Annotated in this window: 17 protein-coding genes; 15 read left to right on the top strand and 2 right to left on the bottom strand. The window is 56.9% G+C overall.

What is annotated here, in order from left to right:
- Positions 1-227 precede the first annotated feature (227 nt).
- The 13 genes from WCO56_19930 (at position 228) to WCO56_19990 (ending at position 20,108) form a co-directional block, all read left to right on the top strand.
- Complete coding sequence (locus WCO56_19930) at positions 228-2,924, top strand: right-handed parallel beta-helix repeat-containing protein (GenBank protein MEI7731852.1); 2,697 nt, start codon at positions 228-230, stop codon at positions 2,922-2,924.
- 129 nt (positions 2,925-3,053) lie between these two features.
- On the top strand, positions 3,054-3,443 hold the full coding sequence (locus WCO56_19935; GenBank protein ID MEI7731853.1) for a hypothetical protein: 390 nt from the start codon (positions 3,054-3,056) through the stop codon (positions 3,441-3,443).
- A gap of 7 nt (positions 3,444-3,450) precedes the next feature.
- A complete protein-coding gene (locus tag WCO56_19940) occupies positions 3,451-3,600 on the top strand; it encodes a hypothetical protein (GenBank protein ID MEI7731854.1) in 150 nt (49 codons plus the stop codon).
- Positions 3,600-3,902, top strand: coding sequence for a hypothetical protein (locus WCO56_19945; protein ID MEI7731855.1), 303 nt, complete (start codon positions 3,600-3,602; stop codon positions 3,900-3,902). Before WCO56_19940 ends, WCO56_19945 begins: the two co-directional genes overlap by 1 nt.
- A gap of 83 nt (positions 3,903-3,985) precedes the next feature.
- Positions 3,986-5,992 (top strand): right-handed parallel beta-helix repeat-containing protein, encoded by a 2,007-nt coding sequence (locus WCO56_19950; GenBank protein ID MEI7731856.1) that lies wholly within the window; start codon positions 3,986-3,988, stop codon positions 5,990-5,992.
- 305 nt (positions 5,993-6,297) lie between these two features.
- Positions 6,298-7,503, top strand: coding sequence for a hypothetical protein (locus WCO56_19955; protein ID MEI7731857.1), 1,206 nt, complete (start codon positions 6,298-6,300; stop codon positions 7,501-7,503).
- A 100-nt stretch (positions 7,504-7,603) separates the two neighbouring features.
- Complete coding sequence (locus tag WCO56_19960) at positions 7,604-9,652, top strand: DUF4838 domain-containing protein (GenBank protein ID MEI7731858.1); 2,049 nt, start codon at positions 7,604-7,606, stop codon at positions 9,650-9,652.
- A 127-nt stretch (positions 9,653-9,779) separates the two neighbouring features.
- Entirely contained in the window at positions 9,780-11,495 is a 1,716-nt protein-coding gene (locus WCO56_19965) for an FAD-dependent oxidoreductase (protein MEI7731859.1), read from the top strand.
- Positions 11,496-11,499: 4 nt separating this feature from the next.
- Entirely contained in the window at positions 11,500-13,338 is a 1,839-nt protein-coding gene (locus WCO56_19970) for a right-handed parallel beta-helix repeat-containing protein (protein MEI7731860.1), read from the top strand.
- Between the two features lie 35 nt (positions 13,339-13,373).
- Complete coding sequence (locus tag WCO56_19975) at positions 13,374-15,470, top strand: DUF5054 domain-containing protein (protein MEI7731861.1); 2,097 nt, start codon at positions 13,374-13,376, stop codon at positions 15,468-15,470.
- 72 nt (positions 15,471-15,542) lie between these two features.
- A complete protein-coding gene (locus tag WCO56_19980; protein MEI7731862.1) occupies positions 15,543-16,748 on the top strand; it encodes a PQQ-binding-like beta-propeller repeat protein in 1,206 nt (401 codons plus the stop codon).
- Positions 16,749-16,805: 57 nt separating this feature from the next.
- Positions 16,806-18,080 carry a cellulase family glycosylhydrolase gene (locus tag WCO56_19985; GenBank protein ID MEI7731863.1) on the top strand — a complete coding sequence of 425 codons (1,275 nt, stop codon included), beginning with the start codon at positions 16,806-16,808 and terminating at the stop codon, positions 18,078-18,080.
- Positions 18,081-18,569: 489 nt separating this feature from the next.
- Positions 18,570-20,108 carry a glycosyl hydrolase family 28 protein gene (locus tag WCO56_19990; GenBank protein MEI7731864.1) on the top strand — a complete coding sequence of 513 codons (1,539 nt, stop codon included), beginning with the start codon at positions 18,570-18,572 and terminating at the stop codon, positions 20,106-20,108.
- A gap of 216 nt (positions 20,109-20,324) precedes the next feature.
- Here WCO56_19990 and WCO56_19995 read toward each other — a convergent pair whose 3' ends face one another.
- A complete protein-coding gene (locus WCO56_19995; GenBank protein ID MEI7731865.1) occupies positions 20,325-21,014 on the bottom strand; it encodes a response regulator transcription factor in 690 nt (229 codons plus the stop codon).
- Between the two features lie 11 nt (positions 21,015-21,025).
- On the bottom strand, positions 21,026-22,768 hold the full coding sequence (locus WCO56_20000; GenBank protein MEI7731866.1) for a sensor histidine kinase: 1,743 nt from the start codon (positions 22,766-22,768) through the stop codon (positions 21,026-21,028).
- Between the two features lie 128 nt (positions 22,769-22,896).
- On the opposite strand from WCO56_20000, the gene WCO56_20005 reads away from it, so the two are divergent.
- Entirely contained in the window at positions 22,897-23,700 is an 804-nt protein-coding gene (locus WCO56_20005) for a hypothetical protein (GenBank protein ID MEI7731867.1), read from the top strand.
- Positions 23,700-24,081, top strand: a 382-nt coding sequence (locus WCO56_20010; protein ID MEI7731868.1) for a hypothetical protein, incomplete at its 3' end; no start/stop codon positions are given. The genes WCO56_20005 and WCO56_20010, both read left to right, overlap by 1 nt.

The following is a 24,081-nucleotide window of genomic DNA, read 5'->3' on the forward strand; positions in this document are numbered from 1 at the left end:
CGCAGCCATAATCTGCTGGCGACAGACAATATCTATTTACGGATAAGCACTTAGCTGACTTTTCCGGAAAACCCTACAAGTTGGATTACACCACAACAGAATCATGGGAACCGCACAGCGCATTTTTCATTCTGTCCGTCACGGCACGGTCGGAATTAAATCATGGACTTTAGATGGCCGCGAACACCCACCACAAATCTCATAACCAGCGGAGCAGCGAGGATTATATGAAGAAGTTAACGGCAGTTTGGTTAATGGCAATGGCGATGATTGCGGCGGGGCATGCGGCAACATTTTTTGTCGCGCCGAATGGCGATGATGCGAATCCGGGATCGTTGGCGAAGCCTTTTGCCTCGCCGGCGTACGCGCGTGATGCCATCCGCGCCGCGAAGCTGCACGGCGACAAGGGGCCGTTCGCCGTCGAGCTGCGCGGCGGTGTTTATGCGCTGAACGAAACGATCCTGCTCACCCCGGAAGACTCCGGCACGGCGGAAGCACCGGTGATCTGGCGCGCGCATGCGCAGGAAAACGCAGTGATCAGCGGCGGACGTGTGATCGGCGGCTTTCGCGAAAGCACGGAAAACGGTTTACGTCGCTGGAGCGTGGAACTGCCGAACTTCAAAAATGGAACGCAGCCGTTCCGCCAGCTTTTTGTGTCCACGACTGAGCAGGCGTTTGAGCGGCGTTATCGCCCGATGCTGGGCATGAAGCGCGTGGATGCCGTGACGGAGTCGCCGCGGCGCGAGGGCGCGCGTCACCGCGCGGCGCAGCGCGATTTCTATTTCGCGCCCGGCGACTTCCAAGCCTGGGAAAACCTTTCCGACGTGGAAGTGGTGGTGCTGCACGTCTGGAGTTCGTCGCGCCTGCGCGTCCAGCAGGTGGACACTCGGAAGAACATCGTGACCTTCACGGGACGGCCGACATTCGCGGTGGATCAGGATGGGTTGCAGCCCTATTTCATCGAGAACGTGAAGGAGGAATTGAAGTCGCCGGGCCAATGGTATCTCGACCGGCCGAGCGGCGTGCTTACCTATCTGCCGTGCGCAGGCGAGACGCTGACAAACACGCGGATCGTCGCGCCACGGCTCGTGAACGTGATGGTTTGCCAGTCCGCGGCGCACATCGAATTCCATGGCTTGACCTTTTCGCACAACGAGGCGCCGTTGCCGCACGATGGCTATGGCGGCTCCCAAGGACAGGCCGATCTGCCCGCGGCGATTGAATTGAACGGCGCGCGGAATTGCGCGCTTGTCCGCTGCGAAGTATCACGGGTGGGAAGCTATGGCATCGGCATGGGTGCCGGCTCGCACAGCAACCGCGTCATCGGCTGCCGCTTGTTCGATCTAGGCGGCGGCGGCGTCAAGATCGGCGACTTGCGCATGACCGCGTCGGCGGATTATCCGGTGCTGCCCACCGGCAACCGGATCGAGAACTGCGCGATCTCCGACGGCGGCCTGATGTATTTCTCGGCCAACGCCATCTGGGGCGGTTTCTCGCGCGGCACGGTCTTGCGCCACAACCAGATTTGGAATTTCCCCTACTCGGGCATCGCGCTCGGCTGGAGCTGGAACGACACGCCCACCGGCTGCGCCTCGAACCGCATCGAATACAACTCCATCAGCAACGTTATCGCGCTGCTCGCCGATGGCGCAAGCATCTACACGCTCGGTCGCCAGCCGGGCACGGTGATCCGCGGCAACGTGGTACGCGACACGGTGCGCAGCCCGTTCGCCAAGCATGACTGGCAGCTCGGCCTCTATCTCGACGAAGGCTCGGCGGGAATGCTGGTGGAAAATAATTTTGTCTTCAACGTGGGCACGCACGGCTTCAACAGCAACGGCGGCGCGCAAAATGTGGTCCGCAACAACATCTTCGGTCCGGTGCACGGCAAGCTCGAGCCCTTCATCCGCTTCCACAAAAAATCCTATACACGCGCGAATGTTTTCACGCGCAACCTTTGCTATCTCGACAGCACGAACCTGACCGACGCCGCCTGGGACAAGACGCTGTGCGACTGCCGCTCGAACCTCTACTGGAATTGTGCCGGCCTGCCGCTTCTGTTCCAGACCAATTCGTTCACCGAGTGGCAGGCGGGCGGCCAGGACGCCGGTTCGCTCAACGCCGATCCGCTGTTTGAAGATCCGGCGCACGGCGACTTCCGCCTGAAGAAATCCTCGCCGGCCTTTGCGCTCGGCTTTGAGCCATTCGACTACACCGTCGCCGGTTTGGAACCGGAATTTCGCGGCGTGGCCGCGGCGGTCAAGATAGCCGCGCCACCTTGCTACGCGATGAAACTGCCCGGCCCACGCCCCTTCACCGGCTTCGCGATCGAATTCGACGACGTCGCCGTGAGCCGCCTGCCGCGCGGCTTCACCTGCAACGGCGGCCGGCCGGAGGCGACCTTCCAAGTGGCCGATGGCATTGGCAAAAATGGCCACCACGCGCTGGCCGCCACCACCACGCGCAAAGCAGCCAAGCCGTTCTATCCCTACGTGACCTATCGAATTCCGGAGAACCTCGATCACGGCACCGTCCGCTTCGCATGCGATGTGCGCCAGAAAGCGGATGCGCCCGCGTTTCTGGACATCGGGTTCCGCGATTATTCCAAGCGCGGTAATCCCTCGAAGGAATTCACCTCGCTGCCCGGCGTCACGTTCGCCCTCGATGGCACGATCAAATCAGCCTCCGGTGTGCTGGCCAAAGCCGCGCTGGGAACGTGGACGCATGTCGAAATTTCATTCCCGCTCACCGGCGACAACCGCACGGCGAGCATCGCTGTGACAATGGCCGATGGTTCGCGCAAGCAAGTGAGCGCACCGATGGCCGCAGCGTTTAAGGCCTTGAGCTCCCTCGGTTTTTTCTGTAACGACTCCGCCGATGGCGCATGCTATTTTGACAATTTGAAACTGGAGTACAAGCCATGAAACTCCCGCTTGAAAAAACGGTTCAAACTGGAACATTAACCGCTCTTGCGCCGAGTAGCGACTGGCGGTAGCGTTCCAAAAAGCAAATCTATCAGTAAAAAGTGAATAGATACAGGTTCAAATCAAAAAATGAGAACGCTTAAACCATTCTCAAAATCATTTCCGGTAGCTATTGCATTAGCTATCTTCCTGATAACCACGCCCGCACTTTTTACCCAAACAACGCCACGGGATTATCGCTTTGACGGTTCAATCTCCTTACCGGTTCTTCAGAACTATCTTTCCCGCGCCATCCATATGGGGCGACTTGGCGAAGGTGTAGGGAACACGGCTGACAATATACGCATGGTGAAGTCCATCCCGCGCAGCGACAATGAACCGGGGGGGGGGCGCATGAAAAACCAATTTCTTAGCAGTTACTACTACGGATGGGAAGCAAGTCAAACGCTCAACCGAACCGGACCTGCAAATTTCCTCTTGGCAGGAGGCGCGGACAGCCAGACACTGAATCCATACTAAATCTATCATGAAATACATCCGACAATGCTGGTCAACAACGGTCGTGCTGGGGTTGCTTCTTGGCCTGAGCCTCGCCACCGTGCAAGCGGAAAACCAATCCGTGAAGCCGGTCAAGCAGTGGCGCGGCACTTTCCCCCAGCCGAAAGATGAGGGCTGATGAAAGAGGTGCCCGCCCGCGGCTACATCACCAACGCCAAAGCGTGGGCCAAACTCTGGAAAGCCTGGCGAGGACAGGAAGAGCTTCCCCCAATCGACTTTCAGAAACAGCTCGTCCTGGTCGGAGCCACCGCGTGCGCCGGAAACCAAATCTCCCCCGGTTTCACCCTCGACGCCAAAGGCGACCTGAAGGGCGGTTTCATGTCCACCATGATGGCCGGCCCCGGGTTCGCTTATGCGATCGCCGTGATCAATCGCGCGGCGGTCAAAACGTACAACGGCCAGCCGATCGCGAAGGATTGAAAGGCGGGCGCGTCGGGTTCCTGCAGTTCTCCCGCGCAGCGACAATGAACCGGGGGGCGCATGAAAAACCAATTTCAGTAACCATGAAACACAAGCTCACACTACTCACCACCCTACTGCTGGCGCCGCTGGGTGCGCTGCACACTGCCGAGACTGTTACCCCAGTCCCTGGCTCGGCCGAATGGACCCGCTGCAACCTTTTCAACGATCCGAGCGCGGCATGGAACGCCGTGGCGGCGGGCGCGGAAAGCCCGCTGCCGCTGCGCAGTCTCATTACGCCTGTGCTGCTACCGGACGGCAGCGAGTTTAGAACATGGGAACCAGCGCAGCCGCCACAGCCCCGGCGAACGTTCATCGTCGCGCAACGGCACCCCCAAGCCTCCGACGACAACCCAGGCAGCGAGAACCGGCCTTGGAAGACCATCGGACGGGCCGCCAAGATGTTGGAGCCGGGTGACTGGGTAATCGTCAGGCAAGGACTCTATCGCGAATGGGTCCGGCCGGCCCGTGGTGGAACGAGTCCCCAGCAGATGATCGTCTATCAGGCTGCGGCGGGCGAGGAAGTGATCATTTCCGGTGCAGACCCGCTGACTTCCAAGTGGATGCCATCCGCCTTGGCCGGCCAAGCACCGGTCGCCAAGGCTTGGATGGTGGAACTGCCGGCATCGTTGTTTACGGACTACAATCCGTTCGCCGAACGGAACATCAGCGCCAACATGACCGAAGGGCTACCGGGCATGGCAAAGCAATTCGGATGGCTAAAGCCGCCATTCACCTTGCCTCAAGGCTTGATCTTTCAGGACGGACGCCGGTTGAAACAGGTCGTCCAATACGCGGATCTGGCGCAGACCGATGGCGCATTCTGGATCGAGCCAGGCGGGCGGCATCTACACCTCCACATATTCGACGGACGGCAGCCAGCCGAGGCTGCTTGGGAAGTCACCACCCGGCCCTTCGCCTTCGCGCCCAAACGGCCAGGGCTGGGGTTTGTCCGCATGGCCGGTTTTACCGTCGAGCGCGTGGCCAACTGTCTTCCCGTGCCCCAACACGGTGCCATCTCCGCCAACCAAGGGCATCACTGGATCTTGGAGAACAACGTCGTTTGTCAAGTCAACGGCTTGGGAATGGACTGCGGGCGGCGTCAGACGTTCTTGCCCTGGCTAGTGCCGGCCGACACGCCCAAGCTGGCCGGCGTAGGTCACATCGTGCGCGGCAACACCTTTATCGAGTGTGGTGCCTGCGCGCTATCGGCCCTGGGTTTGATCGGCGGATTGGTGGAGGACAACAAATCTACCGGCTGCGGATGGCACCGCGTGCTCTCGCTGCTCGAGGCTGGCGGCATGAAACTACACTATCTGAAGCACTCGCTGATTCGCCGCAACATCATCCACGACACGGTGAACTGCTATGGGCTGTGGGTTGATCACAGCATTCACAACACGCGTGTGACGCAGAACATCGTGGCCGGGTCCGACAGCGCTGCGTTCTACATGGAGGCCTCTTACGGGGCCAATCTCGTTGACCACAACATTTTCTGGGGTGGTAACAGCGACGGCATACTCCTCCAGCACACCGGCAATGCCACCATCGCCCACAACCTCATTGGCGGATTCAAGGGACTGCCTGTGCGCATTGATCTGGCGCGCCCTACGGACAAGGGACGGATGGTGGATATGGAAACCAAGCGGATGTCATCATCGGACCACAACAGCGTCGTTGGCAACGTGTTCTACGGCTTCGAATCGCGTAGCTCCAAAATCCCTGACGGAATGGACAACGAGTCGGACTACAACCTGTTCGTCAACCCCGCCGGCGGCATACCGTTCGACCTGGCCGCCTGGCAGAAGAAAACCGGTCTCGACCGGCACGGCCAAGTGGCCGCAGCCACGCTGGAATTCTCGGCCCAAAATTGGAAGCTCTGCGGCATGCCACCGACGCCGGAGTGCCCCCGGATCGTGCCGATCACCTCCGACTACTTCAATGTCCCGCGAAGCGGCACGACGACCGACGCCGGTCCGTTCCTCAAACCTAACCTGAAACCCGAAATGGTGTTGATCAAGAGAGCCTCCGCCAACGAGACGCGGCCATGAGGCCGGCGAAAGGAACAACGATGAACCACACACGCTCTGCCGCTGGCTCCGCCGGCCACGCTGCACGCGGGCCGTAATTTTTCGGAAGGTCCAAGGTTTGGAAAACACCACGTCGGCTTTTTCCAAGTCTTGGAAAAATACGGCACACAGACTTCCAATGCTTGGAACTGACGATCAAATGAAAACGAAATACGGGTCAAACTGGAACATTAACCGCTCTTGCGCCGAGTAGCGGCTGGCGGTAGCATTCCAAAAAGCAAATCTATCAGTAAAAAGTGAATAGACACATGCTCAATTTAAAAAACATGAACACGCTTAACCACTTTCCACAGTTGTTTTCGGTAACTATTGCATTCGCTATATTCCTGATAACCACGCCCATACTTTGTGCCCAAACAACGCCACGGGATTATCGCTTCGATGGTTCAATCTCCTTGCCGGTACTTCAGAACTATCTTTCCCGCGCCATCCATATGGGGCGACTTGGCGAAGGTGTGGGGAACACGGCTGACAATCTACGCATGGTGAAGTCCTTAGGTGCAAAATACCTTGGCCGGGTAATCGTTATCTTTGGTAAGGAGAGTACGTTTCCGCAACGGCTTAAAACCACTCGCACCCTAGGTGCACAGATCCATGCGGATGACCCCGACGTTATCCTTGAAGGAGGGGTATTCGAATATGTCAGCACTGACGTTAACACCTTGCCCATTCCGGCATACGTTTTCCAGCAATTTAACCTGCCGGTCGAGACTCGCAATTTCCGGCAAGCGGATATGGTGTTTGCTGATAATCCGATCATAAAAAGACCCTTCACGGTGCCGGATATCACCAAGCTGGAGACCCAGCTATGGTACTACTACCTCGCCACCTCTCAGATTGATGCCGGTATGGAATCAATCCACTGGGGATATTTCGAGCCACAAGCGGTTAATGATAAAGCGAGCCGATATGCGAACTACTACGATATGTTGGCACGGGTCCGCCTCTATGCAAGGACACATGCGAGAAGACATTTCGTGCTCTGTAATGCTGATACAGGCCCTACTATTGTGGTCGGAGATAAATTGCTTTTTGATTTTGGCTCCGCTCCGCTGGGTGGTTGCAAGCCAAAAGTGGTTTTCGAACAACCCCAGAAGGTAATTCTTACCGGGAAATATAATAGTGGACGTGGCATTACGCCCAGTGGCTGGAAGACTGCAAAACTTCCCTTCCTGATCCATTTCGATAACACAGGCCGCCAAGGCCCGCCAGACACTGGGATATGGGGAAGGGACGAGATTACGTGGTTTGCAAACCAACCGGAGGCATACCGCAACGAGTTTCTCCGCTATGCGGACAACTATATCAGCACCATGTGGCCCGATAATGTCGGGCATCTTGAAATGCCGGGTAACCGAATAATTACGCCAGCAATTAATGGAAACAGAAATTACATTGCCAACGCAAGAGCCTTGAATCCATTGGGATTCAATCAGGAGGAAACCATCCGCCAGATATGGAGTGCGAAATGAACATCGGATCAAAGAGGGGAAAAGGTAATATATATCGGCCCAAACCAACAAGAATGAAAAAACGTAAGCAATCGCCGCACCGCGTCCAGTAATTCAAGGCGTGAACCGTACCAAAAATGAAAGGATTCGTATGATCCTGTTTAGAAATAGGCGACTTTTAGCTCTATTGTTTGTTAATCTGATTCTTCTGCTTTTCAGTTCATCGCCGTCGTTCGGTTCGGTAACGCTGGTGGATGCGAAACATAAGAGCGTGTGCACCATTGTTATTCCGGCCAAGCCAAACTTGGTGGAGCATTTTGTGGCCAAAGAGTTGCAATATCATTTGGCCGAGTCCACCGGCTTGATTCCGCCCATCAAGAATGAACCGAATGCACCGTCCACGGGAACACGAGTATTCCTCGGCAAGTGCAGTGCTGCCGGTAAGGCGGGCATTGACATCTCAAAACTAGGGCTGAACGCCTACCGCATCAAAACCAGTGAGAACGACGTTTTCATTTGCGGCCAGGACACCGGGGGCGATCCGCTCGACATGAAGACCGGGGTGGGAACTCTATTTGGGGTCTATGATCTGTTGGAAAAGAACGCATCGGTCCGCTGGCTTTGGCCGGGGACTTTGGGCGAAGTGATTCCGAAACATGCGACGGTTTCTATCCCAATCGCAAACACCGTGATCAGCCCGCTTTTGATCCAGAAACAGTGGCGAGCCGGTGCTGAGTATGGTGGTGTTCCCAATGGTGGATATTACGGGTTTTCCACTCAAGCGAAGTTCAAGGCATTTTCAAAAGGCCAGTATACTTGGTTGAGAAGGCAACGATTTTTTCTGAACCCTACCATGGCTTACGGGCATTCATTTACCAAGTATTATGATAAATATTACAAAACTCATCCGGAATACTTCGCCCAACTGCCAGATGGAAAGCGGCGGCTTGACCCGAAGGGGTCCAAACAAGCGGATATGATTGCCATGTGTGTTTCCCAGCCCGCGCTATGGAACCAGATCGTTGAAAACTGGAAAACGGCCGGCAAGTCTGAGTTCATCAATGTTTGCGAAGACGATACTCCCGGCAGCTGCGTTTGCAGCAATTGCATGACATGGGATGTGCCGGACCCGGAGAATAAGGTTCCGTTTGACCAGCGCCTGGAGACGGTGACCAAAGCCTGGCAGAATGCCAAAGGCGGGTGGAGTGAGTGGATGAATGGGCTTGGTTCCATGACCGACCGATATGTGAAATTTAACAACGCGGTTTACGGACTGGCTTCAAAAGAGCGTCCGGATGTGAAAACCGTCTTCTACGCATATAACAACTATGTTAAACCGCCCCTCGAGATCAAGATGAACAAAAATGAATTCATCGGGCTTATCCCGGGAGGCTCGCATTTTCCTTGGAATAAACCCGAATCAGATGATTTTAGAAAATCCCTGCTCGCCTGGGCGGATGTGGGCGCCAGCATCTTCTTCAGACCCAACACCACTTACCAAGGGAACGCTTTCCCGGTTTTCTATGGCAAAACGCTTGCCGCGGATCTCAGTTATGGTTTTAAGCATTCCATGCTGGGAGTGGATTTTGACGCTTTGACCGGCCAATATGCCGCCCAGGGGCCGACACTCTACTGCATCGCCAGAGCCTTGAACCAACCGGATCAAGATGCAGATCAATTCCTTGATGAGTTTTATTCTGCGTTCGGGCCGGCGAAGAAAGCGGTCAAAGCTTATTTTGAGAACTGGGAGGCATACTCCACCAAGTGGACTCCCGAGAGCACCGCAGCCGCAGAAAAACGGAATGCCAAATATGAATCTGGATGGTATGCTATCTATGCCATTACCAAAGAGATCTTTCCCGAGAAAGCCTGGGAGACCGGATGGAAGTTTCTGGCCCAGGCAAAGCGGGCGGCAAAAGGCGACATGCTGGCATCGGAGCGGGTTGCCTTCCTGGAAAAAGGATTGAAGCATGCCTGGCTGGTTCAGGAAACCGCCAATGCGTTCGAGCACAAGATGGACACCAAGGATGCTTCAAGATTCAATGCCGCTCGCAAGCAGCTCATTGATTATCGGAAATCGATCGAGGGCGACTTCGTTTCCAGCATGGCGATCATCACCTACTATGAGTCGAATTCTTGGGGCAATCCGAAAGAGAACATTTCAAAGTGACGCAAACATTCTACTCTCGCTGCCGGCGGCTTCCGGTTGATCGAGGTGTCGTCCGAAGGAAACTGAATTGTCAAGCGCGCCTCAAACATCTAATGTAACCGCAGTGATACGTTTAATGAAAGGTCTCATGCAACCACTCCATTTAATGGTAATGCTCGCCGCGTTCGGGCTGACCGTGGTTCAGGCCTCGTCGTTGCCAGCCCGCTACGACGTGCTGATTGCCGGAGCGGGCACAGGTGGTTGGGGCGCGGCTGTGCAGGCGGCGCGCATGGGATGTTCGGTGGCGCTGATTGAGGAGACCGACTGGATTGGCGGCCAGATGAACGCGGCGGGAGTAACCTCCATGGATGAAGGTACCATCATCCGCCAACAAGGGATCTACCATGAGTTTTATGCACGTGCAGTGGACGCCTACCAGAAACTTGGGAAATCGGTGGCCACCTGCTATTTCAGTGACCACTCCTGCGCGGTTGAGCCGAGGATCGGTCAAAAGATTCTGTATGACTTCATCCGGGAGACAAACCAGAAGGGACCTGGGCACATCCAAGTCTCCCTGCGATCGCGCGTGGTGAAGGTGTTGCGCGATGGCAATCGAGTGCAGGGTGCGGAGGTTGAACTTGCGCGTCCGGATGGCGCGGTCACCAACCACGTTGAGTGCGCGATTCTGGTGGACGCCACCGAATACGGTGATGTCCTTCCGCTGGCAGGCGTGCGTTACCGCCTTGGCAAGTGCGTGAGCGACAGCCTCGATCCCAAAGCGCGGATGCAGGACAACACCTGGACCGCGGTCCTCAAGGAGTATCCGCAGGGCATCCCTATGGAATTGCAAATGCTCGCGCCGCCGCCGGGTTATGCGGAGGTGAGGCAGAGGAAACACTTTGAGCGGATTCAAATTATTAACGACAGCAAACACAAGCTGGGATTTAACGACATCTATGCTCAAAAGGCCCCGTGGCTGGCCATCTCCTGGTACCGTGGCATGCCTGACTCCTCGCGCAAGGACGGGCCTCCCTATCCTGTTCCCACCCGAACCCATCTGAACATTTCTCAGAATGATATCGGCATAACGGTCGTCGACGTGGTTGATCCCGCAAAACGTTGGGCGAAGGAGATTGAGATGCGTTTGGTCACACTCCAACTACTCTATTACTTGCAGCACGAATTGAAGTTACCGTGGTCGGTCGCAAGCGATGAAGGCTATGATTCCCCCTATAATCGCGACCAAATTGCTCGCATCGTGAGCGAAAAACCGTCCTTGAAACCCTATGAACGCATCCTGCAACTGTTTCCGCCGATCGCTTATGTCAGGGAAAGCCGTCGCATGATTGGCGTTCATACGGTGGTGGGCGCCGAAATCAACCGGACCGAGGCGCCGAAGTTCTTTGCGGATGCCATTTCGGTGAACGATTACGGCGAAGACTTGCATGGGGCAAAATCACCTAATGATATGGAACAGAACCTCGAAGCAGCTCCCAGCCCGGCGAGGGAAAAGCTTCCCTGGAGCAAGCGAGGCGGACCCTTTCAATTGCCATTCGCGGCGTTCATTCCTGAAACCGTTGATGGCTTTCTTGCCGCCGAGAAGAACATCTCCCAATCGCGTCTGGTCAATGGCGCAACCCGGCTGCAACCGAGCACCATGGTGAACGGCCAGGCGGTCGGGGCGATTGCGGCACTGGCCATCAAAAACAAAATCCAGCCGCGAGCCGTTGATCCGATCCGGGTGCAGAATGTCATGTTGGACGCCGGGGTGCAATTGGTTTATCCGGCATCGTCAGCGCCACGCGGCAGCCCGGAATGGAAGCAGGATCAACTGGGGCGATTGCACCCCAAAGCGCCCAAGTAACCGTATGAATAAAAGAACCTTGATGTGTCTTGCCCTGGCCTTGATTTCACCGGCGCTGTTTGGAACGGAGTATCATGTTGCCATGACCGGAAGCGATACCGGCACAGGCTCGGCCAACTCCCCTTATCGCACGATTCAAAAGGCGGCGGCGGCCATGGCGGCAGGGGACACCTGCTACATTCACGCCGGCACTTACTATGAAGCAGTGCGGCCAGCCAAATCCGGCCTGGAGGGCAGCCCGCTGACATTTGCCGCTTTTGGAAAAGATCAAGTGGTGGTTCACGGCGGCAAGGTGATAACGGGTTGGACGAAATACAAAGGCAACATCTACCAGGCACCGATGCCGGAGAAGGTCAAAGATTTGTTTGTCAATGGGCAATACATGCTGCTGGCGCGTCATCCGAATCAGCCCTTCGATCAGGTCAAGGGTTTCGACATGCTTCGTCCAACCCTTGGCACGACCAATCCGCCAGCCGATGTGGACTGGACGGGCGTGACGGTTTTCAAGAGCACCAACAAGGAGGGGTGGTGGAACAGTTTTACCAAGCAGAATAGTTATGAGTTTCTTCCTGATGATGTTGCGCGGGGTGGATGGTTGATGGGCGTGCCGGGACTTATAGATTCAGCAGGCGAATGGTGCTGGAAAGACGGCATTCTTTATCTCTATCCGCCCGGTGGAAAAGATCCGTCAACGCTTCTGGTGGAGGCCAAGGTGCGGGATACCGGATTCGACCTGTCCGACCGTAACTATATCGTCCTGAGACACCTCACCGTGTTCAGCGCAACCATCAATATGAATGTTGCCGAACATTGCGTGCTGGACGGCTGCAAGGTGTTTTATGTCAGTTCAATATTTGACCCTTTGACATTTAACACCAAGCCAAAAGACCTGTTTGCGCCCATGACCACCAATCTGGCCGGCAAGGGCGTCCTGGTGAACGGCTCTCACAACCAGATCAGCAATTGTGAGATCGCCCATTCTTGGGGCAACTGCGTTTCGATTCTGGGAACAAGCAACACGGTGGATAACTGTGAAATCTACGACGCCAACTGGCAAGGATGGGAATGCGCTGTGATTGCCATGAACGGTGGCGGACACCGCATTACGCAGAACACGTTACATGATGCCCAGCGCTCCATAATCACCTATTCGAAAAAGTGCGACATGACTCCGTTGGCGGTTCCGTCATACATCGAATATAATGACCTGTACAATTCCGGGCTGGCGAAAACCGACAACGGCGGGTTTTACTGTTTCTACACCGACGGCAATGGCACGGTCATCGCCTACAACTGGATTCATGACAACTTTAACGCCTTCAATCCCACGCTGCACAGCGGCTGCGGCGTGTATCTGGACGACTATTCCTCGCGTTTTATCGTCCACCACAATGTTGTCTGGAATATGAAGACCGGCTCGTCCGCAACCGGAATCAGAGCAAACAACCCCGCCCCCAACAAGCGGCAGCCGAATTCCCACCAAATCTACAATAACACCATGTGGGATTGCTTGCGAGCCATCAACTCGGCGGACAAGGATTGGAATGGTGCGACCGGTCGGCCCTATTGGAGAGACACGCAAGTGTTCAACAATATCCTGCTCAAGCCTCAAACATTCGGTCCGGCAATCGTTGGAAATAACTTTACCAACGCCAATGCCATGTTTGTGGATCCCGCCAACCATGATTTCCGCTTGAAGGCCGGATCGCCGTGTATTAACGCCGGCAAGGTCATCCCAGGAATCACGGATGGCCATATCGGTTCCGCGCCCGATATCGGCGCCTACGAATTTGGGGGAGTTTACTGGAAGCCGGGACGCCTTACGGAAAGCAAGGTGCAATGAACGGCAATAGAACACAACACGTTGACGGTTGTGCTATGAAAAACAAACCAGCGGACATGAATCGCCGCAACTTTCTAGCCAAGACCTGTGCGGCTTCAGGTTTGGTTGCCTTCCACCCGAACCTTCTTTGGGGGCAAGAGCAGTCTGTGGACGATGGTGTGGAGAAGGTCTTGGTCATCTTCAAGACACACTTGGACCTCGGGTTCACTGATTTGGCGTCGGCAGTCATCAAGACTTATGTCGAGCAATTCATTCCCAGAGTGTTGTCGCTTCGCGAACAAATCGAAAGAGAACACCAGCCGGACCGCTATGTTTGGACCACTGGCTCGTGGCTGATTTACCGGTATTTGGAGGAAGCATCACCGGAAAACCGACGGCGGATGGAGCGCGCGATCCTGGCGGGCGATCTCGTCTGGCACGGGCTTCCCTTTTCGATGGAGACTGAGTTGATGGATCGGTCGGTTTTCCGATTGGGAATGGCCTTTTCTGAAAGGCTGGACCGGCGGTTTGGCCGGAAAACCATTGCCGGGAAGATAACCGATGTTCCCGGTCACACCCGCGGGATTGTGCCGGTAATGGCCGAGGCAGGACTGGAACTGTTGCACATTGGAGCCAATGACGGGAGTGCGGAGCTTGACGTGCCGCCGCTCTTTCTCTGGAAAAGTCCCGAGGGCTCCGACCTCATGGTGATGTATCAACACAGTTACGGAGGCGTGGCCGTGCTGCCGGGCGGACGAACGGCGGTTTCAATCAATTTTACTTGGGACAACCTTGGTCCTCACACAGCAGCCGAGATCACGAAAATCTACGCGGTTTTGCGAACGCGCTTTCCCAAGGCGCAGGTCTTTGCTTCGGACCTGAATGCACTGGCTGCCGAAGTGAGGTCGCTACGCCCGAGACTGCCGGTGGTGACCCAAGAGTTAGGGGATACCTGGCTTTGGGCCACATCAAGTGATCCGCTCCTGATGGCGCGATTCCGGGAAATATCGCGGCTGCGTAGCGAGTGGATCGCCCAAGGCAGGCTTAGCGCGAACGACGATGTTGACCTGGCTTTCGGCAAGCACTTTCTGTGTGTGCCTGAACACACTTTCGGAACCAAGGCGGTGCATAGTCATCCGGACATTTACGAGATGGCGGCTTTTCGTGCGTCCCGAAACCTCCCGGAGTTCAGGTTTATGGAGCAGTCGTGGGCGGATAAGCGCGCCAATATTGACCGTGCCGGCGGCGCTTTGCCGGCGGAATTGGCGGCCGAGGCGGGGGCGCGCTTGAAATCCCTCAGTCCGGTGCGGACGGAACGTGACCGCTTGCGCAAGCTCGATTCTCCTAGCGAGAAACTGGAGACGAAACACTTCCGGATCGGGTTCGATGAGAAAACCGGTGCCATCCGTTTTCTGGAACACCGGGCATCGCGCCGGCAATGGGCCGGTTCCGCCCACAGTTTGGGTCTGCTCTCGTACCAAACTTTTTCACCGCCGGATTTCAACCGGTTCCTGGACCAATACGTAATGCCAAAGCTGCGCAACAAGGATTGGTGTTTGAATGCTTGGAGCAAACCGGGTCTGGAAAAGACCCACGCCCAGAGCGCCTTGTTTTTTACGACGCTGAAGCAGCTTTGGCACGAGCAACGTCTGGACGGACATTTCTTTCTAGCCGACCTGGAGGTGCGGGACGCCGGAGATTCAGGGTGCCCACGCGAGATTATTGTTGAGACTTTCGTGCCCGACAGCGAACCGACGCTGCGACTGACGTTGAAATGGTTCAACAAGCCCGCCTCCCGTTTGCCCGAGGCGCTTTGGTTTTCATTCACTCCGCCAATATCCCGTGACGGCCGATTTGAAATGGACAAGATGGGGCAGGCAATCTCTCCGCTGGAGGTCGCCAAGGGCGGGAATCGAAGTCTGCATGTTGTGATCCGTGGCGTGTCCTATCACGACCAGCGAGGCGGCTTCCAATTGGAGACGTTGGATGCCTTTCTGTTGTCCCCCGGCCGGCGGTCGCTGCTGACTTTTGATTACCAGCAGCCCGACATGGCAGGAGGGCTGCACTTTTGCCTCTTCAACAACACGAAGAGCACGAATTATCGGACGTGGTTCGAGGATGATATGCAGTTTCGATTCAACCTGTTGTTTTGAAGCTCGCAAGGTGTTTCAATTCTTTACCAACAAAGAAAACATCATTAAAATTCTGACCCAATAGAGATAAATATGCATAAATTAATTCTAAACGTAGCAATGGTTCTCACGACGCTCACAGTCGGCTCCGCAGCTGAACGCGAATGGCCGTGCTTCCGCGGCTCGAACCACGACGACAAATCCCCCGACCAGGGCCTTTTGAAGGAGTGGCCCACCAACGGTCCGGCGAAGCTCTGGCAGTTTACCGGACTGGGCAAGGGGTTCTCGACCGTCGCCGTCAGCGGCGGTGCGGTTTACGCCTCCGGTGACGTAGACGGACAGATGACGCTCTTCGCCCTCGATATGGACGGAAAGCTAAAATGGAAGGTCGCCCACGACCGGGCTTGGACGCAGAGCTATACCGGGTCGCGTTCAATGCCCACGGTGGAGGGCGACATGCTTTACCTCGTTTCGGGCCATGGACTGATTGGTTGTTACAGCACCCGGAACGGCACCAAGGTCTGGACGCGGACAATGCAGGAGCTGGGTGGAAAAACGCCCAACTGGGGTTACACCGAATCGGTGCTGATCGTCGGCAAGACGGCCGTCGTGACACCGGGCGGTGCGGGCTGCATCACCGCGTTAGACAAAGCCACAGGCAAGACGATCTGGCAAAGCACAGGGTTTGATGGCCCTGCGCACTACGGCTCCTGCACCCCCTTCACGTTCAACGATGTCCCCATGATTGCGGCGGGCACGGGTGGCGGACTATTTTGCGTTGATGCCCGCAGCGGCGCCAAGATTTTCTCGAATCCTCATAGCGCCGGCAACACCGCCAACATCCCTTCGCCAGCGGCCGCTGATGGATACGTCTTCTGGGCCACTGGCTACGGCAAGGGCGGCATCTGCATGAAACTCGGATCAGCCGGGGCCGAACCGGCGTGGACAACCAAGGAACTGGTCTGCCATCACGGCGGTTACCTGATCGAAAAAGGCTTTATCTACGGCAACCATGAGCGCGGCGTTGCGTGTCTGGACCTGAAAACCGGTCAGAAAAAGTGGTTCGAGAAGGGGGTGGGCAAATGCTCGATCACTTATGCCGATGGGATGCTGTACCTTTTCGGCGAGAACGACGGTGTCATGGGATTGGCATCGGCCTCGCCGGAGGGCTTCAAGCTCACCGGCCGGTTCAGCGTTCCGGGCGAAGGGCCCAGTTGGGCACACCCGGTTGTCATCGGCGGACGCCTATACCTGCGTTACGATACCAACCTGTATTGCTTCGATGTGAAGGCAAAATAGGTTGCTCGCACAATTCGGGACTTCTTATCCAACGGCAACTCATGCAGTATATAAACCATGAAAACGTGTCCTCTTCACCTCCTCGCGCTTTGTGTTGTCGTAACGTTTCTGATCGGGCGCGTTGCGGAAGCACAGCCCGCTCTTACCGATCCAGTCGGCAAGTTTCTCCGGGCCGATGGCACGGTCTTGCGTGACGGCAAGGGCAGCGCCATCCAGTTGCGCGGCGTCAACCTCGGTGGCTGGCTCAAATGGGAGTCTTGGATGTGCCCGATTGACATCTCCAAGACCTTGCGCGACGGCAACCCTGGCCACAACGGTTACGACTTCGAGGCCAGGCGTCTGTTGGTCAAGCGCTTTGGCGCCAAGACGGCCGGTGAACTCATCGCGACCTACGAGGACGTATGGATCACTGCCGCCGACCTCGACCGGATCAAGGCCCTCGGGATGAACGTGGTGCGCGTGCCGTTTGCGTATTCCACAGTGCTGAACGAAGACGGCGCGTGGCGCAGCGATGCCTTTACGCGCCTGGACTGGGTCGTGCGCGAGGCCTGGCGGCGGGGGCTCTACACGATCCTGGATTTCCACGCGTTCCTGCCGCCCAGCGCCGATCACGACGGCTCGGCTGGCGGTTACTTCGCCAGCACCGCGCAGAAGGCGGAGACGGTGCGCATTTGGAAGCGTATCGCCGAACATTACCGTGGTAACCCGGCCATCGCGATGTACGACCTGCTCAATGAGCCCAATAACTCGAACCCAAAAGGCAAACCCGCCCCCAAATCGCAGGTGGTGTGCGACCTCTATGACGATCTTTACAAGGCCATCCGCAGCGTTGATCCCGATCACCTTATTGCCATGGAAGGCATGTGGGACTGGAAAACCCTGCGCGATCCAGTAAAGAGCGGCTACAAGAACGCGGTCTATTCCTTCCACTGGTACAACTGGAGCGGCAAGACCACGGCTGATCGCAACCAGGCCACCGACAACGACCTCAGCGCGGTTGCGGAGATGCAGAAGGCGTGGAACGTGCCGGTGTTCGTTGGCGAGTTCAACCTCTTTGGCGACCGGGCGGCCTGGAAATACGCCTTCGAAAAATACGACCAATACAAGCTGAACTGGACGATGTGGACATTCAAGAACACCGCCAGCGGCGACAACAGTTGGGGCGTTTATACAACCATCCCGCGCAAAGCGCCGCCGGTGCCGAACCTGATGACTGATTCCGCTGACGTGATTCGCCAGAAATGGCAGGCGTGGCGCACCTCCCCGGAGGCCTTCGCCTTAAATCCCATGTTCAAGCTTTTGTTGGGTTCAACAAGTTCAATCCCGCGGTGAATAGCCCGTCAGTGCCATTCCCATCGGCCACACCGCCGTTGAGTCCCGAATACGTCACGGCGCGCTTTACCGGCAGGACAAGCTCGACTACAAACTTACACTTCGCCTGGCCCGTCAACCGGACGGCGAGCAAAGCGATTTTGGTTCGACTATCGGAGCGTTCAGTCCTGAAAGCATGGCAAAGATTAGCTGAGCTGAGCATGGGCCAATGGAATCAACCACGCATGTTTCGCAGACTGGTCACAGGTTACGTTGCGCTTTCGCGCTGCCAAGGCGGATGCGAAGGCCCATCTGGGCGTTGTGCTGAGGCAGGCTCATGGCGTTTGGCCAATATGCTGGGCGCTGATCCTGGTCTGCTTCACGCCGAAACAAAGCTGAATTCCGCTCCGGTTTACTTCGTCGAAGTGGACAGATGGTGACTCGGCACGGGCGGTGGCCTGCCTGTCCTGCGAGTTCAGTCGGCAATTGTTGCTGGGAAAGAAAACGACGATGAAAACCAACTGGGCAATCCTGGATACATTGACGCCTGTCATGTTTGGTTTCCTTGGAGCGCTGCTGCTGACTCCGCTGGCCGCGCTGTACGCCGCTGTGGGTACGCAGACTTTTAACATCCGCCAGCACGGCGCTGCCGGTAACGGAACCAACTTGGATACGGCCGCGATCCAGAAAACCATTGATGCAGCAGCAACCGCTGGCGGCGGTACGGTCGTGTTTCCGCCTGGGACATACTTGAGCGGCTCGATCAACGTCAAAAGCCACGTCAAACTACAGTTGGAAAAAGGCGCAACATTGCTGGGCAGCCCACGGCGGTCGGATTATCGAAAGTTGAACTTCTACGCGCTGCTCCTAGCCGACCAGCAGGAGGACATCGAGATTTGCGGATTAGGAGTCATTGACGGTCAAGGGAAACTTTTGGTCGCCGACACCCGCAACCTCATGCCGCAACGCAATCCACCTTATGCCGATGAATGCCAGCGTCCCGTCATCATTAACTTTCGCAACTGCCGGAACGTCACGGTCCGGAATATCACGCTCAAGGAAAGCTCCTGCTGGGTCCAATTGTACCGGGATTGCGAACATCTCACCATCGAAAACATCACCGTCCGCACTCTGGCGGCCATCACCAACGACGGCCTTGACATTGACGGCTGCTCCCACGTCGTTGTCCGCAACTGTGACATTGATTCCGAAGACGACGGCATCTGCCTCAAGTCCTCGTCCCAAGCCTGTGACGACGTCTTGGTGGAGAAATGCCGGGTGCGCTCCACCTGTAACGCCTTGAAATTCGGAACCGCTTCGGCTGGCGGTTTCAAGAACATCACCTGCCGCAACCTGGAGATTTACGACACCTACCTCTCGGCCATCGCGCTGGAGATTGTCGATGGCGGTGTGATGGAAAACGTGCAGATTTCCAATGTCAAAATCACCGACTGCAACAACCCGCTTTTCATCCGGCTCGGTCACCGGAACGTAAAGGGCGCGGTGGGTTCTGTGCGCGGCGTGACCATCAGCGATGTCACCGCTGAAATTCCGAACCGCACGCACGAGGAAATGAACAAGTTCCCCTCGGGTTGGCGTCATCGCGGCACCACCTTGATTACCGGCTCAATCACCGGGCTGCCGGGACATCCAGTCAAAGATGTCACCCTCAAGAATGTCTCCATCCTTTACGGCGGCATCGGCGGGACACGCAAGCCTGATCATCACCGGCTCGACCAGCTTGCCAAGGTGCCGGAGTGCGCGACGAATTATCCCGAAAGCAAGATGTTCGGCGTCTTGCCCGCATGGGGGCTCTATTGCCGGCATGCGGAGGGTATCAAACTCGACAACGTCACTCTGGGTGTCAAAGCCCAGGATTACCGAGCTGCGGTCGTCTGCGACGACGTCAAAGACCTCCGGCTGGACGGTCTGCACGTGAAATCCGCCGGCAGCGAGCCAGTCATCGTTCTGAACGACGTACCCGGTGCGCAGATCCGCAATTCTCCCGCCCCATCGAACACCGTCCAGTTCATTAAAACAATTCGGTAGGGTCAACGCTTGAACCTGGAAATTCGTCAACCACAACAAAGCCAAGGCACACGCCCATGAACAAGCTCACAGTTCTCCCGCTCACCGCCCTGCGATTGTCCCCGCTGGCCGCGCTGCACACGAATCGCGCCTTACCGGGAATTCCAATCTTTGGAAGATTGCGGTGATGAATTTCCAATGTTTGGAAATGACTGAGATTGTGCCATCACCAAACCGTCAGGAGGCGGATTGCTTGGCCACGTGAGGCTCGTCGGCGGTGCTTTTGTAGCGGGCGATGATCTCGCGACGGGTGCGGACGTGGAGCTTTTCGTAGATCCGCTGGATGTAGGTATTGACGGTGGAGACGCCGATTTCAAGTTCGGCAGCAATTTCCTTTTGGGAGAGCCCATTGACCAGTTGTTCGAGTACCTGTCGCTCTCTTGGCGCTAAAACCGGATCAGCCATTGCCGGGTTTTGCTCTGGCGTTGGCGTGGGTCGGCGAAAGATGTCAATAATCTTACGAGCGATGGGTGGGCTCATGGGAGCGCCGCCAGCGTGAATTTCGCTGACTGCCGCGAGCAGTTGATTGGGCATCACGGGCTTGACGAGGTAGCCGTGTGCGCCGGCGGACAGCGCTTGGAAGATCGTTTCGGTATCCTGATAGACAGTGAGCATGAGGATCTGGCTGCCGGGCAGTTGCGGAGCGAGGCGGGCCACGCATTCGACGCCGCTGAGATCCGGCAGGTTGATGTCCATGATAATCACGTCGGGCTGAAGCGCTGGGATACCGGCGATGGCGGCGGTGCCGTTACGGAACATCCCCACACATTCGCAGTCCGTGGCGCTGGCGAACACCTCGGCGAGCACACGGCGAATCCGGGCGTCATCTTCGACGACTGCGACTTTGATCTTTGGAGGTTGTTTCATCGAGTCTCGCGTCAGTTTGTTTTGGGGAGGGGCAACAGAAATTCGGCCCGCGTTCCGCTGCCGGGGTGGCTGGTTAAACGGAACTCGCCGCCAATTTCCTCCATGCGCTGGCGCATGCTCTCCAGACCTTCATGGATGCCGGCCGCACCGGTGTCAGCGGGGGTGAACCCACAGCCGTTGTCCACGACTGTAATGCGCAACCGGGCCTCCTCCACGCGCAGTTCGATTCGGACCAGGTCGGCATGGGCGTGCTTCGTCACGTTGTTCAACGCTTCGCGCACGGCCAGAAACAGGTAATGCCGCGTCTTGCCGACCAGCGTGGTGGGCGGCACTTCTGGCGGTATGTCGAAACGCGCCCGCAACCCGGACGCGTCGAGGAACAGCTTGGCGGATTGCGTCAAATAATTGGCGAACCGGTCCAGCGTGTCATTGGCCGGGTTCACGGCCCACACGATCTCATCGACGCTGCGTGTCAATTCAATGGCCGACTGACAGACGCGGTCAATGCGCCGCTGCGTGTCCGCCGTCGGTCCTTGGGCGAGGTCGCGGCGCACCCAATCGCTCTGCATGGCGATCTCGGTCAGCCCGGCGCCGATGTCGTCGTGCAGGTCGCGGGCGATGCGCGACCGCTCGCGCTCCAACGCTTGTTGCTGCTCGATTTCAGCGAGTCGCTGTTGCATTCGTCTCCGCACGATAAACTGGCCCAACCAGCCAGCGGCACCGCCAGCCAACAACACGAGCGTCAGCCAAAACTGCCACTGGCGAGACAGCGGCACGACCACCACGATGGGCAACGACACCTCCACGCCGGTCAATTCGCCATTGGCCTTGGCGGCGGCCACGCGGAACCGGTAGTTTCCAGGTAACAGTTGCGGATAGTCGGCTTGGGCTGGCCCACAGCCACCGATGCTATGCGCGACCTGCCAAGTCAATGTCAGCCGGTCACCCGGATGCACCGGCACCGGATACCGCTTTTCCGGGGTAACCCAAGCGGCAAAATATCGCGCGCTCGTGTCGTTCAGCACGAGGATGGGATGTGGCGAAGGGTCGGGACGGATGCACAACTGGGCCATTTCTGGCAGCGACCCCCAGCGTCCCCAGTTGACGGGCCTACCCATCGAATTGTTCAGGTCATCGCCTTGAGTCACGGTCAAGTCATACTGATTCACCCGCCCACCGACCTTCGGATGCTCGACCTGGAGATGGACCGCATCGACGGCGACAAGCCCAATGGCGGGAAGATAAGCATCGGAGAGGAAGATGACTTTGGCGAAGGCTGCGTGTTCCGGTGCGATGACCGTCTCGCTACGATTCGTGAAGTCCGATTTCTCCGCGGAGCCGCGCCAGCCTGGCGTCTCGCCGGTGAAATAATACATATTACCGCCAAGGACGTGTCGTTTGTCTAAAGGTTCATTGTCCCAAAACTGGATGGAAACATTCATGCCGCGTTCTTGGACCAAGTCGCGCCACCGGTCGTCGTAACCTTCCAGTTTGTAGCGCAGGCGCGTCGTCGGCTCGCCTTTGCGATTGGCCTCGGTGAAATGGAATTGAATGCGTTTGGCGGTGGTGGCGACGCGCACGGGCGTCGTGACACCAGCGGACACGTCATGGGCGTGGCCATCTTCCACGAGTTGGGTGATCGCCATCTCGGCCCGGCCGACCGTGCCCAACAGGCACAGACCGCCTGCCAGCAAGCCCAGACTGGGCCGGATGCTGGTGGTCACTTTCTGCCAATAAGAATCTTGCCCGCGCATGTTGACCGGATGTTGACAACCGCAGCATAGCGACGCAGGGCGAAATCCACAACGGAAAAACCGCCTTGTGGCGTGTAGCTAATTTAACGACATGACGAATGGCCGACTGCCGCCTAAAGTCGCCGCCGATGAACGACACAAAACTTATCGCTGACCGTAGCTGTCTCATGCTTCTGGCCCTTGTCATTTGCAGTGTTGCGGCCGTCGGAGCGGAGCAGAAAATACCGGGAATCATGCTCCCGGAACTGACCAAGGTTACTCATACAAACGTCGTTCAGGTTGATGTGTGCGCGCTGCTCGATGCTCGGCCGGTCACAACTTTTACCGCAGGCAAATTGGTGACGTGGAATACATTTGTGGACGGGTACGGCAAGGGTAGCGCCTACCTGACCATGGCCGCAGCACGGGCGGTGGGCGACAAGAATCCCAAGGCGCTGCCGGACAACCCGCTCATCCCTGCAAACGGGAAACGGCCGGAGATGCTGCTCCACTATTCAAATGACGATGCCGAAAAGAGTCAGGCTCGCAAAGTGGTCAATGATGAACCGTTGCTCATTCCAGTCCCCGCGCAGAAGTATCGCCAGATGTTCCTCGCGTGGACCAGTGGCGACGGCGGTTCAGAACTCAAGGTGGACCTCATTTACGCCGATGGCACGAGCGCCACGCGCACGGTCAGGGTTCCGGACTACTACAACGAAGTATCCGCCAATGATCGAACCTGGACCTATGTTGTGCGCGACCTGAATAAGTGGAACCCAGCCAACAAGCTGACCGAGGGCGATGGCGGACATCACAGCATTCATGCGTGCGACATCGCTCCCGATAGCAACCACGAACTCACGAGTATCAAGATCACCAAAAATCCGAGCCGGTCTCACTTGCTCTTTTGGGCGGCGACCGGCGTCACAACCGAAGAAAGGAAGCAACCATAATGAAAAAGAAGTTAGCCATAGCCCTCGCGGCTTTGTGCGTCATGCACACGACGTTGGCAAATGAGACAGCGACCGCCAAGCCCGGCGTGGAATCGAAGATACCGGGGATCATGCTCCCCGAGCTGACCAAGGTCACCCCTGAAATGGTCACCAAGATCACGGCGGCCTGCCCGAGCGAACCCCTCGCTAAGTCCGAAAAGCCACGCAAGATCCTGGTCTTTGGCCGTTGCGAAAACTTCACCCACCATTCCATCTCGGTCGCTGAGAAGGCTCTGACCATCCTGGGGGAAAAGACCAAGGCCTGGACCACCGACGTCAGCTACGACTACAGTGTGTTCGAGGCCGCCAAACTGGCTGCCTACGACGCCATCGTCCTCAACA

This window comes from Verrucomicrobiota bacterium, from assembly GCA_037139415.1.
Classification (GTDB): Bacteria; Verrucomicrobiota; Verrucomicrobiia; order Limisphaerales; family Fontisphaeraceae; genus JBAXGN01.

Bases quoted from the DNA above. Each gene is read 5' to 3' on its own strand.
- WCO56_19935 (MEI7731853.1), top strand. From the start codon at position 3,054: ATGAGAACGCTTAAACCATTCTCAAAATCATTTCCGGTAGCTATTGCA.
- WCO56_19975 (MEI7731861.1), top strand. From the start codon at position 13,374: ATGAAAAACAAACCAGCGGACATGAATCGCCGCAACTTTCTAGCCAAG.
- WCO56_19980 (MEI7731862.1), top strand. From the start codon at position 15,543: ATGCATAAATTAATTCTAAACGTAGCAATGGTTCTCACGACGCTCACA.
- WCO56_19985 (MEI7731863.1), top strand. From the start codon at position 16,806: ATGAAAACGTGTCCTCTTCACCTCCTCGCGCTTTGTGTTGTCGTAACG.
- WCO56_19930 (MEI7731852.1), top strand. From the start codon at position 228: ATGAAGAAGTTAACGGCAGTTTGGTTAATGGCAATGGCGATGATTGCG.
- WCO56_20005 (MEI7731867.1), top strand. From the start codon at position 22,897: ATGAACGACACAAAACTTATCGCTGACCGTAGCTGTCTCATGCTTCTG.
- WCO56_19955 (MEI7731857.1), top strand. From the start codon at position 6,298: ATGAACACGCTTAACCACTTTCCACAGTTGTTTTCGGTAACTATTGCA.
- WCO56_20000 (MEI7731866.1), bottom strand. From the start codon at position 22,768: ATGCGCGGGCAAGATTCTTATTGGCAGAAAGTGACCACCAGCATCCGG.
- WCO56_19970 (MEI7731860.1), top strand. From the start codon at position 11,500: ATGAATAAAAGAACCTTGATGTGTCTTGCCCTGGCCTTGATTTCACCG.
- WCO56_19990 (MEI7731864.1), top strand. From the start codon at position 18,570: ATGAAAACCAACTGGGCAATCCTGGATACATTGACGCCTGTCATGTTT.
- WCO56_19995 (MEI7731865.1), bottom strand. From the start codon at position 21,014: ATGAAACAACCTCCAAAGATCAAAGTCGCAGTCGTCGAAGATGACGCC.
- WCO56_19950 (MEI7731856.1), top strand. From the start codon at position 3,986: ATGAAACACAAGCTCACACTACTCACCACCCTACTGCTGGCGCCGCTG.
- WCO56_19945 (MEI7731855.1), top strand. From the start codon at position 3,600: ATGAAAGAGGTGCCCGCCCGCGGCTACATCACCAACGCCAAAGCGTGG.
- WCO56_19940 (MEI7731854.1), top strand. From the start codon at position 3,451: ATGAAATACATCCGACAATGCTGGTCAACAACGGTCGTGCTGGGGTTG.
- WCO56_19965 (MEI7731859.1), top strand. From the start codon at position 9,780: ATGCAACCACTCCATTTAATGGTAATGCTCGCCGCGTTCGGGCTGACC.